General features: G+C 60.4%; 17 protein-coding genes. 11 read left to right on the forward strand and 6 right to left on the reverse strand.

Annotated features, from left to right (window positions below; genetic code table 11):
- Window positions 1–22: 22 nt before the first annotated feature.
- Genes BUC08_RS04440 through BUC08_RS04455 form a run of 4 tightly spaced genes read right to left on the reverse strand, consistent with a single transcriptional unit; the run spans window position 23 to window position 2487 of the window.
- The gene (locus BUC08_RS04440) at window positions 23–307 is read right to left on the reverse strand and encodes a hypothetical protein (RefSeq protein ID WP_037920204.1); all 285 of its coding nucleotides are present in this window, start codon (window positions 305–307) and stop codon (window positions 23–25) included.
- The gene (locus BUC08_RS04445; RefSeq protein ID WP_143186666.1) at window positions 300–860 is read right to left on the reverse strand and encodes a hypothetical protein; all 561 of its coding nucleotides are present in this window, start codon (window positions 858–860) and stop codon (window positions 300–302) included. The genes BUC08_RS04440 and BUC08_RS04445 overlap by 8 nt, the downstream gene beginning before the upstream one ends.
- Window positions 861–862: 2 nt before the next feature.
- Window positions 863–1711: a ParB N-terminal domain-containing protein gene (locus BUC08_RS04450; protein WP_051693748.1), complete on the reverse strand. Its 849-nt coding sequence runs from the start codon at window positions 1709–1711 to the stop codon at window positions 863–865.
- Complete coding sequence (locus BUC08_RS04455) at window positions 1711–2487, reverse strand: methyltransferase (protein ID WP_143186667.1); 777 nt, start codon at window positions 2485–2487, stop codon at window positions 1711–1713. Before BUC08_RS04455 ends, BUC08_RS04450 begins: the two co-directional genes overlap by 1 nt.
- A 176-nt stretch (window positions 2488–2663) precedes the next feature.
- On the opposite strand from BUC08_RS04455, the gene BUC08_RS24270 reads away from it, so the two are divergent.
- On the forward strand, window positions 2664–2954 hold the full coding sequence (locus BUC08_RS24270; RefSeq protein WP_143186668.1) for a hypothetical protein: 291 nt from the start codon (window positions 2664–2666) through the stop codon (window positions 2952–2954).
- Between the two features lie 418 nt (window positions 2955–3372).
- On the opposite strand, the gene BUC08_RS24910 is transcribed toward BUC08_RS24270, so the two are convergent.
- Window positions 3373–3774 (reverse strand): hypothetical protein, encoded by a 402-nt coding sequence (locus tag BUC08_RS24910; protein WP_224769757.1) that lies wholly within the window; start codon window positions 3772–3774, stop codon window positions 3373–3375.
- Window positions 3775–4109: 335 nt separating this feature from the next.
- Here BUC08_RS24910 and BUC08_RS04470 point away from each other — a divergent pair, with 335 nt between their 5' ends.
- From BUC08_RS04470 to BUC08_RS04480, 3 genes are all read left to right on the forward strand, one after another.
- Window positions 4110–4418 (forward strand): helix-turn-helix transcriptional regulator, encoded by a 309-nt coding sequence (locus tag BUC08_RS04470; protein ID WP_051693738.1) that lies wholly within the window; start codon window positions 4110–4112, stop codon window positions 4416–4418.
- A 220-nt stretch (window positions 4419–4638) separates the two neighbouring features.
- Window positions 4639–4929, forward strand: coding sequence for a hypothetical protein (locus BUC08_RS04475; RefSeq protein ID WP_037920195.1), 291 nt, complete (start codon window positions 4639–4641; stop codon window positions 4927–4929).
- On the forward strand, window positions 4926–5216 hold the full coding sequence (locus tag BUC08_RS04480; protein WP_037920193.1) for a hypothetical protein: 291 nt from the start codon (window positions 4926–4928) through the stop codon (window positions 5214–5216). Before BUC08_RS04475 ends, BUC08_RS04480 begins: the two co-directional genes overlap by 4 nt.
- A gap of 9 nt (window positions 5217–5225) precedes the next feature.
- On the opposite strand, the gene BUC08_RS04485 is transcribed toward BUC08_RS04480, so the two are convergent.
- Window positions 5226–5495, reverse strand: coding sequence for a hypothetical protein (locus tag BUC08_RS04485; protein WP_037920190.1), 270 nt, complete (start codon window positions 5493–5495; stop codon window positions 5226–5228).
- Between the two features lie 65 nt (window positions 5496–5560).
- On the opposite strand from BUC08_RS04485, the gene BUC08_RS04490 reads away from it, so the two are divergent.
- The 7 genes from BUC08_RS04490 (at window position 5561) to BUC08_RS04520 (ending at window position 9932) form a co-directional block, all read left to right on the forward strand.
- Window positions 5561–5776 carry a hypothetical protein gene (locus tag BUC08_RS04490; protein ID WP_037920187.1) on the forward strand — a complete coding sequence of 72 codons (216 nt, stop codon included), beginning with the start codon at window positions 5561–5563 and terminating at the stop codon, window positions 5774–5776.
- Window positions 5773–6075, forward strand: coding sequence for a hypothetical protein (locus BUC08_RS04495; RefSeq protein WP_037920185.1), 303 nt, complete (start codon window positions 5773–5775; stop codon window positions 6073–6075). The genes BUC08_RS04490 and BUC08_RS04495 overlap by 4 nt, the downstream gene beginning before the upstream one ends.
- The gene (locus BUC08_RS04500) at window positions 6072–6320 is read left to right on the forward strand and encodes a helix-turn-helix domain-containing protein (protein ID WP_037920183.1); all 249 of its coding nucleotides are present in this window, start codon (window positions 6072–6074) and stop codon (window positions 6318–6320) included. Before BUC08_RS04495 ends, BUC08_RS04500 begins: the two co-directional genes overlap by 4 nt.
- Before the next feature lie 13 nt (window positions 6321–6333).
- Complete coding sequence (locus tag BUC08_RS04505) at window positions 6334–8172, forward strand: ParB/RepB/Spo0J family partition protein (RefSeq protein WP_037920181.1); 1839 nt, start codon at window positions 6334–6336, stop codon at window positions 8170–8172.
- 251 nt (window positions 8173–8423) lie between these two features.
- Window positions 8424–8690: a hypothetical protein gene (locus BUC08_RS24275; protein ID WP_037920178.1), complete on the forward strand. Its 267-nt coding sequence runs from the start codon at window positions 8424–8426 to the stop codon at window positions 8688–8690.
- 1 nt (window position 8691) lies between these two features.
- Window positions 8692–8970 carry a helix-turn-helix domain-containing protein gene (locus tag BUC08_RS25220; RefSeq protein WP_073194130.1) on the forward strand — a complete coding sequence of 93 codons (279 nt, stop codon included), beginning with the start codon at window positions 8692–8694 and terminating at the stop codon, window positions 8968–8970.
- A complete protein-coding gene (locus BUC08_RS04520; RefSeq protein WP_037920175.1) occupies window positions 8859–9932 on the forward strand; it encodes a tyrosine-type recombinase/integrase in 1074 nt (357 codons plus the stop codon). The genes BUC08_RS25220 and BUC08_RS04520 overlap by 112 nt, the downstream gene beginning before the upstream one ends.
- The last annotated feature ends 198 nt before the right edge of the window (window positions 9933–10130 follow it).

The following is a 10130-nucleotide window of genomic DNA, read 5'->3' on the forward strand; positions in this document are numbered from 1 at the left end:
GTTAAACTGCCTGTTGAATCGTCTAAGTTGTCGGTTGAAGAGCCTCAAAAGCGGCCTGACAGGCCCGCTTGATCTGTGCCTTGGGTGCAGTGGTGCGCCCGAGGTCGATTGGGAAATTGCCTGTGATTGTCAGATCGGGTTGACCGGTAACCGCCAACACCGTCCCAAGGAACCTGCCGTAGTCATCCGCACCCGTCGGGGTGATCTCGACGATGTCGTGGATCGGCCCATCAGGAGCGCGCAGATAGCCGCGCAGCAGCGGTATCTCCGGGATCAGCTCGAACTCGAGACACAGCGTCCTAGCCATCGCGCGCCGCCTTCTGTGCCTCGTGGGACGCGCCACCGCGTATCGCCGCCTGCAGCTCCAAAACACCAGCTTTCGTGCTGAAATGGCCGCGCAGAGACTCGGCCACGGCATCGCCGTTCAGACCAGCCAGATTGCCGACCTCGCGCGGATCTCTTGATCCAACCCAAGGCGGGGGATGATCGCGCTTCAAGTATTCCTCGCAGGCCTCCAGGATGGCTTGCTGCAGCACGACGCACCAGAACCGCCGCAGCTGACGGTCCAATCCGCCATCCCCGTGCGAGTTGCGCCACTCCAGCGGCCAGGCAGGGCGGACCTGCCCCTCGTTGCGTGGGTGATCAGGATCGGCACATTCGTACTCCTGACGCGCGACGACCAAGTCATGCAGCACATAAAATTGTCCAATCGGAATGCGCAAAAGGTCCGGATCATCGGGTTCCTTGGGTTCGACCGGCGCCAGCGGACGCCGCTCAGGTTTCTGCGCTTTCCGCACCGTTGGCCGCGGCGGCGCATCCAGGTCGATCAGCGCCGCGCGCAATTCATCCAGATAAGCCACACTCATGCCGCCACGCCCCCGCGCCTGTTCCAGTCCTGCATCAAGATCAACAGCACATCGCGCATCATCGTGATCCGCGTGACGTTCTTGTACCGCGGCTCTTCGCGCAGACGGTCGACCTTGCGATGCAACAGCTTGAAGTCCTGCGCATTCAGAAAGGCCACCAACAGGCTCTCCCCCATCGGGCAATTCGCCAGTGCGTGGATCAGCGGCGACATGAACGCCTCTTTGAACGCATCCGCCGCCGCTCCGTGGGTCGAGGCCATCAATGCGGCAAGCGCCCGCGTGACAGCCCAGCCCTTGCCCGCCCGGCAGAACCCGCGCACCATCGAAATCGAGTAGACCTCGCCCGCCTTCTTTTCCGCCGCCGAATGGTTCGACAACATCACCCGACAGCCTGCGGCCTCAACAACTTCGCGCACCTGGATGGCCCAGGCGTCGCCCGCCATCAGACCGGCGCGGTAGAGGTGGAACATCGACACCTTGGTCACGGCGCCGTTGACCGCCATGAACGACGACGCCTGATGCGCTCGTGACATCGGCACCACCAGCGCGGGCACTGCGTCATACCCCGCCCGAAGGGCAGCGTGCGACCGGTGCTGGCCATCGATCAGCGCATAGCGCCCGTCACCAAGAGGCGAGACCAGAACCGGCGTGAAAAACCGCCAGTCGAACGCGACCGAGATGGCGTTGATCTTGTTCCAGTTCTCGCGCGCCAACGGGCGCTGATATCCGGTGTCAATCACCAGCGCACGGACCGGAATCCACTCTAGCGCCAGTTCCGGGGGCGGCTTTGGCGTAGGCCTGAAATCATCGGGCAAAACGATGGGGCGAAAGTCGGCGTCAGACATCAAAGATTCTCCAGCAAGGGCGCGGGTGACAGACCGGCAGGCGCGCGCAGATGCGCAGGCACGGGCGGGTAATCCCCGGGACGGGTCAGGGCCTTGCGGCACGGGGGAATGCGGCGCTTGAACGAGGCAGCGACATCATCGACGGTCACGCAGGGTTTGAGCCAGACCAGCCACTGGTAGGACGTGGCACTGCTGGGCTTTTCCAGCTTGCCCTTGGTCAAATCGTGGGGATCGTCCTTCGAGGGGCGCCAGACCGGCACGTCCGGGTCCAGCAGAACCCCCTGCCACATCACCACCCGCTCGACGAAGGGCAGCGCCCAGGTCTCCGGCCTGTCGCGAAAGAGGGCTTGGTAGCGCGCCGTGCCCTCGTCGAAGGAGGTGCGGACCAGGACCGCCACGCCGACCTCGGCCAGCTCCAGCGCCCGCAGGATGAACTGCGGGCCCAGACGGAACGGCGGGTTGGTGATGATCCAGTCGATGCCGACCGGCGGCTCCAGATCCGGCATCAGGAAGTCGACGCGCCCCGCCATGCCCTCATAGCCATAGTCGTGCACATCCGTGGTCCAGACCTCGGCAAATTCCTCACTCAGCACGCGGGCCATCTGGCCTCGGTTGCAGGCAGGCTCCCATGCGCGTTGCACGTCCAGCGGCTGGTTCATCTGCTTCAGGAACGCCAGCAGCGCCCGCGTGGCCCAGGGCGGGGTCGGGAAGTCGTCGAGACTGTCGGTCGGCTCGGCGCGCTGCTGCATGACGGCGGAGGATCTGTTCTGGCTCATATCGCCCACCGCGAAAAGTGCTGACCCGCAATCTCTCCAGCGCAAGATGTTGACACCCAGCCACTCACCACACAAAGTGAGTGACATGACGGGGATGCCACCCCGCCATGTCTATCCACCCGCGCCACCATTGAAAGGAACAGCGAATTGATTTCCCTGTATTTGAAAACTCCGTTTTGAAACTGCCCACGCCAAATGAAAATGTGGACCACAAGCAGTCGCAGGATGAGTTGCAACGCGCACGCAACGCGTGTGAAGAACGCATAAAAAACATTGAAAATATTGTCTTGCTTAATCTGGAGCTTCACAAAACGGTTCTGAGCGTCTTGCTCGACAGAAAGATCGTTGATCTCAACGCGCTGATTGATACTCTTGAAGAGATTAAAACAAAGCAAACCGATAATTTTCCACGCAGCGTCGTAGAAGACTTGATCGTGAGCTTTAAGAACAGCTTTGGCACCGCATAACTTTCTAAACAACATTTGCATTTACCCCCTTCAGTTGTGCTTCAAGAAACGAAGGAAAGGTGCCTCCCCGCCGTGCGACCCTGAAACTGTCGGGACGGCGGCAACCCTCAAACCGCCGCCCCGACCTTGATCCGCTCGACGCCGCGCGCACATCCCCGTGCGAGACGCACAGCGGAAGGGATCAAACTGTTGCGCACACCGGCCGCCACCGGTGTGCGCGGACCATCGACCCCGGGAGGAGGAAAGATCGACGGATGGGAAACCTCGGGGAGACATCATTTGCCTCCGTAGAGCTTATGGAAAAATTTTTCCGACCGGTGGCGCCAGCGACGCGAACGCCTCTGCCACCACGCCGCGATCAGGTCAGCGCGGGCGGCCCACGCCTGGAACCAGATCGCAGCGATGCGCGTGCCGAGCCTCATGCTGCCCGGCCCCCGCGCACGCCATCCAGCGCGCACTCGACACCGGCCAGAACCATCACCGCGGTGACATAGCTCAACGCCGCGTCATTCTCGCAGTTGAGCCAGTTGGTGATCTGTCGCTCGGATACACCTAAAACCGGCGCGCCCAAACGGGCCACTTCCGTATTCGATGTCGCCGGAAATGCCCGCCAAAGCAGCGCCGCAAACCACTTGCGCGACAGGCTTTTGTGCTGTCCCCCAAGAAAATCGTCCCGTCGGACATTTTTTGAAAGATTTTTCCGCATGTTCACTCCATCTTTGACCTGTGAACAGTCAGCAGATGAAACAGCTTGAAGGGCGAAATGGGGTGCGCAGGCAGCGCGCCCCTTTTCGTTTGTTGGGTAAGCCGCAGAACTCATGGCGCGCTCTTCGAAGAACGCGTTTTGTCATTCAGCTTTATCAGAGGCTTAAAATCAAAGAGATCTGTCAGCGGAGGGCTAACACTTCTTTCAAGAGCTAGATCACATAGCGCTTTGTACCATCTGGGCGGTATTTTTTCGGCCGAGATATGCGTGTGCAAAGTCGTAGACTTCACGCCCAAGCGAGAGGATACGGCACGATACCCGCCAAGTTCTTCAATGAATAGTCTGGGTGTTCTGCTCATAGCGAACAGATTTAGTCCGAAAAATTCAGACCGTCAATAATCCGATCAAAAAAAGTACCAATTTTTCGGACAAACGTAGATACACGCGACATGACCCACGACGAACTTGAAAAGCTATTTCGGCACGGAGACACAACTCCCGACGCAATCAGCACTCGCCTGATCGCCGCACGGGTAAGCACGGGCCTGAGGCAGAACGAAATCGCGACGGCAGTCGGAGTACCGAAGCAAACCTATCACTCGCAAGAATCTAGGGGCGCGCCATCGATCAAGGCTGGCCGCTATTTTTATCGCGCTCATGGCATTGACTTCAATTACCTGTTCTTCGGTGACTTTCTTCAGCTGGCCCCTGATGTGCGCGATCGACTAACAGAGGCCCTGACCGCCGCCAGCAAGTAAATGGGTCAAAAACCCAGTTAAGGTTCACGCCAGTTTTCCTAAAAAATTTCGCAATCGCTGCCAGCCTCATCAAATTGATTCCCGAATGTTCACGTTTTATTCTATTTATTGAGCAATGCAATACAACCGTAGTTAGATCGGTAGTCCGAATTTTTCGTACAAAATGTTGACACGTCCGAAATAATCGGACTATCAGTCTCCTCAATGAGGAGACTTAAGCATGAACATCAACCCCATCCCCAACGACCACCACCGCCACTTACTGTTGGCCCCAACATCCGGCTGGCACCCCCATCCCACCGCTATCATGGGCGCGTGGCTTGCCCTGAAACAGGCCCGCGGCCACACGATCTACCTCGACCGGATCGACACGCCGCACCACCTGATCGCCGCACCGCGATCCGAACTGCAAGCTGACCTCGATCAGCGCCTGCCCCGCATCAAAGACCGCGTGCGCGAACTGTGGGAAGCCCGCATGGCGCACCGTCCCACCGGCGGTGACGCGGCATGAGCTTCCCCTTCGACATCGCATCCACCATCGCCGCGCAGCGCCGCCATCTGGCCGACGATCTGTGCCAGCTGGATGCCGACGCCCGTATGACCAAGGTCGCTCAGACCTGCATCGAAACCGGCGGCTGCCTGATCCTGCCTGACACCTCGGGCGGCTGGGGCCCGCTGTATGCCGAGCTGCACATGATGGGCCTGTACCACAGCGGCAACAGCGCGGAAGAGGCGATTGCCAACTGGATTAAGGCCGCACAGCGGTGCACCCCGATCCCACCGGCACGGGTGGCATGATGGCTGACGCTATTCTCCCTGACCGTCTGGGCGCACCGATGCTGTCTGAACCATTTTCATCAGGTCTTGCGCGAGAAGTTCTGCTTGTTGGGGCGTCAAAACTATTTGCGCTGCATCAGGTTTGCGCTCGTTTTTCAGTGCCGCCTGCAGATGTTCTTCATTTTGAACAAACTCAATCCGCAAACCACACGCCATTCCAAACGCCACAAACGGGGTCCACCCAATGACAGGGCGCATCACAATATTGCCGTCTGTAGATTTCTCAAAATCAACACTCATATCCGTTTCCGCCTTTGTTCATCCAGAGAACCTAGAGGCGATTGACCCAATTGAGGAGTCTTTCAATGATCGCCCTTAGCTCCGAGCTATTGGCCGTTGGCGCGCTTGCGGTGGCCGCTTTCGTCAGCGGGTTTCTGGCCTACCAGCTGGTTGCGGACCTGTTGCGCTACTCAGGCGGTCCCTATAAGTCCGGCCTTCCGACCCTATCCACCCACAAGCTCTGCGCGCTGGCCCTCGCTGCCGCCGCCCTGCTGGCGAACGGATACGCGGCCCTGCCATGACCACTGCCACCACTCACGCGCCCGGCAGGGCCGACACGTGCAATACCCGACCCGCAGTAAGCTGGAAGCGCACCGGCCCGACCAGCGCCACGCTGACCCAGGGCGTCGTCACCGCATGGATCACCCAAACCCACGCCATGGGCACCGGCGAAGCCCTATTCGAGCTGCGCGTCGCCCCTTGGTTCGACGGTGAACCCGCCCGCTACGTCTGCGCGCGACCAGACCTGAAAGAGGTCATGGCCACCGCTGAATATTTCGCGCGGCGGATCACAGAGGCAGAGAAGGAAGCCGCATCATGAGCATGAACGCGATCAACTGGGCCATGAACCAGACCGGGCTGCGCCCCACCGAAAAGCTGGTCCTGATCACCGTTGCCAGCATGAGCACCGTGAACGGCCAGGCGTGGCCGACCAATCAGACCATCGCCGAACGCTGTGGCATCGCAAAGGCGACCGCCAGCCTAAGCCTTCGCCGCATTAAAGACGCAGGCCTGATCTCGATGTCCGCCGCACCACGACAAATCAAAATCAACCTGCCCACTTAAACTGGAGACTTCCATGAACATCCAAGCCCCCATTGATGCCGTGCGGTGGATCCCGCTGGCGGAGCTGAAGATCAGCCCCCTGAACACCCGTGCCGAGCCACCCGAGGCGGAGATCGACCAGCTGACCGACAGCCTGCGCGTCAGCGGGTTGCTCACCAACCTGATCGGGCTGGAGACCGAGACCGGCGTCGAGATCGTCGCCGGAGGCCGTCGCCTGCGCGGGCTGAACAAGCTCACCGGCGATGACGTGATCGACCCGATCCCTGTCCTGGTCACCGACGATCCCGCGACGGCGCAGGCTTGGGCCGGTGCCGAGACCCACGCCCGCGTCGATCATCACCCGGCCGACGAGATCCGCGCGTATGCGGCCATGGCCAACCTCGGCCGCACGCCCGAGGACATCGCCCGCGCCTTTGCCAAGCCGGTGCGCCATGTGCGCGGGCGGCTGGCATTGGCCGCCCTGCCCGCCTCGGCCCTGATGGCCCTGCGCGAGAACAAGATCGGGATCGACATGGCCAAGGCGCTGACGCAATCGCTGGACGATACGGCACGGCTTGAGCGGGTCCTACAAGCTGTTCTCAACGACGAACTGGCAAGCTGGCAAATCGCCAATGCCCTGCGCGATGGCCGGATTGAGGCCACCGACCGGCGCGCCGTCTTTGTTGGTCTCGAGACCTACCGCGTCGAAGGCGGGGCACTGACCGAGAACCTGTTCGAAGATGAAACACTGCTGCACGACGAAGATCTACTCGACAAGCTGTTCCGTCATAAGTTGGATCTGGCCGTCGAGACCGAGGCAGAGAAGAGCGGCTGGGCTTTCGTCGAGCCGATTTACGACTTGGGGCACCTCGACTATCGAAGGACCGAGCGCGCCGAAAGGATCTATCGCGTGCCCGTCGAGCTACCCGAGGCAGACCAGGACGAATGGGAACGCCTGGAAGAAATGGAAGAAGCGGGCGTTCTGAGCGATGAAGGTCACGCCGCCCTTGAAGCCATCCGCACCCGCGCCGAAGGCGATTATGAGCTAGAGGACATCGAAGCCGCCGGCGTCTGGGTCTACGTCAATGAAAAAGGCGAGCTGAAGGTCAGCGATGCCTTCCGCCCAAAGGCAGGCAAGACAGCCACCGGCGCAAATGCCGACGGCATCGAAAAGACCACGACCAGCCAACCGCCCGTCGCGCAGGCCGCGATCGAGGATCTGCACCGCATCCAGACGCTGGCGCTGCAAACCGCCCTGGTGGACAAGCCCGAGCTGCTGCTGGACCTGCTGGCCTACCAGGTCGAGGCGCAGATGCCGAACTACGCCGCCTTGCTGGCCGTAACCCTGAGCGACCAATCCATCATCCCGGAAAAGCATGACGCAGCCGACAGCGCGCTGATCCTCGACAAGCGGCTGACAGAGACCAGCAACGCCACCGGCAAGCTCGCGCCCACCGATATGGCGGCAGACTTTGCCGCCTTCCGTGCCAAGGGCAAGAAGCACCGCAACACGGTGCTGGCACAGCACCTGGCGCGCACCGTTCAGCGCCCGCAGCACATCACCGCCACACTGGGGGCGATGCTGGCCGAAGATCTGTCGATCGACATCCGCAAGACCTGGACGCCGGATGCGCCGATCTACTTCAGCCGTTGCAGCCAGTCGCACCTGGTCGACCATTACGTCGAACTGACCGGCCACAATCGCGACGACGAACGGGTGCAGGCCTTCGCGGCGCAGGGCAAGGGTCACAAGGTCAAGGACCTGCACGGCCTGCTGCATGATCTTTCCGTGCGCGAGGCGATGGGCCTCAGCCGCGCCGACAATGCGCGGATCGACAGCTGGCTGCCGCCGGAGATCCGGGGGGATCTGTGATGTGTGGACACAAAGCCACCAAGTGCCCTTGCGGGCGCCCCGACTGCTTTGGCTGCGGCGCCATGTCGAAGCTGGAGTGCCGGTGCGGCGCCGAGGACTGCGATCTGTGCCGTGCCCGCACTGTGCCTTGGTGGGTCGTCGCTGAGCAACCAAGCCACAAACGCATCGACTGGTGGTCACTGAGTGCTGTGTTTTTGGTCGGCGCCGGTGCGGGGTCGATGCTCAATCAACTATTCTGCGGAGGGTGAAACATGACCATACTCACCAGCGGGCTGCCCCGGATCAAAACTGAGTACTACACAGAGAAGCCCAAGGTTCGGTTCAGAATAGCGGGCACCAAGCAATATCTGCACCTGTCCGGCGCGGGTGTGACCCATGGCACCCGGTACGCCTGGAGCGGGACAAAGTCCCAGGCGCGCGCTTTGCGCGATCGGGCTGCGATGGAAGGTCGGGACTGGCCGTTCAAGGCAGTCAAGCGGATCGAAGCTAAAGACCTTCTGGCAAACGAGGAAATCTGAAATGTCGCTTCCCCTGCTAAAGCCGATCGAGGCCGCGACCTTCTTGGGGGTCTGCACAAAGACCTTGCAAGAATGCCGCCGCAACGGGCTAAAGTACGTGAAGGTTGCCAAAGGGGCTATTCGCTACCGTGCCGACGACTTGGAAGAATACATCGAGGCCCAGACACAATGCCATTCAGAACCAAGAAGACCCGTATCTATCAATACGACATCGTCGTCGGGGGTCATCGCCTTCGAGGATCTTGCGGGACGGAAGACTTCGAGGCAGCGAAGGCAATAGAGGCTGACATTCGGGCCAACGCCAAACGCAACGCGTCCAGAGGGAACGATTACACACTGTCCGAAGCCCTCGGCACCTACATCAACGACAAGATCATCGGACGGCCTTCAGAGAGCACCACCAAGAGCCAGGCGCGCATCATTCTGTCTTACATGGATGGCAGCAAGCGCATATCCAGGCTGACCGATGCGGACATCGTTCAGTACGCCGCAAAGCACCGCGCCACCTGCGCCAACAGCACCGTGAACCGTCACCTGCAGATGCTGGGTCGTGCGATCCGGTACATGGGCAAGATCTACAAATGTGATATCCCTCCCCTCGATTTCAAAGCGGCCGAGACGAAAGAACCTCGGGAACGCGTTCGCGAGCTGACAGCGGACGAGCAGACCAGGCTGTTCGCCACCCTGCCCCAAGAGTTTCATCCGATGGTCGCCTTCGCGTTGATGACCGGCGCCCGGATCAGCACAATCACCGGCTTGCTGTGGCGCGATGTCGACATGAACCACCGCGAGATCACATTCCGCCTGAAGGGCGATGAGCTGATGTTCTTCCCGATCAATGCGGAGTTGGCAGCGCTGCTGTCTGCCATCCCCAAATCGAACGTGATGGAGAGCCGTCGCTACGTGTTCACGCGCGTCGACGGCCACTCAGCCGAGCGGATCCAGATCGTCGCCAGCGGCGGCGTGTTCGGCACTGTATGGCGCAAGGCCCTCCTGGACGCTGGTATTGATAATTTCAGGTTCCACGACCTGCGCCACACCTTCGCAACCAGGATGTTGCGGAAGACGCAGAACATCAGCTTGGTCTCGAAGCTGCTGGGTCACACCAACATCGAGACTACGAGCCGGTATGCGCACGTGATGACCAGCGATCTGAGGGACGCGATGGATGGGTTTTCAGTGATGCCCACCGATAGTTCCGTCATCTCTCGAGACACCATGCTGGGGCGACGCTCCCTCTGACACCGGCCTAAGGCAGCAGTCTAAAAGCTCCCTTTACGGCAGAAGTCAGTGCCAGCTTACCCACGCCTCGAGATCAGAAGACGATTTTTTCAGAAGGAGGGTGGGTAATCCCCCCCGATCTTAAGGGGATGCGGAAGTAGAATTTTCTCGGCAGGATGAACGAGGAGATTCCGATGAAGAAGACACGTTTTACCGAGG

The organism is Pseudosulfitobacter pseudonitzschiae, from assembly GCF_900129395.1.
Taxonomy (GTDB): Bacteria; Pseudomonadota; Alphaproteobacteria; order Rhodobacterales; family Rhodobacteraceae; genus Pseudosulfitobacter; species Pseudosulfitobacter pseudonitzschiae.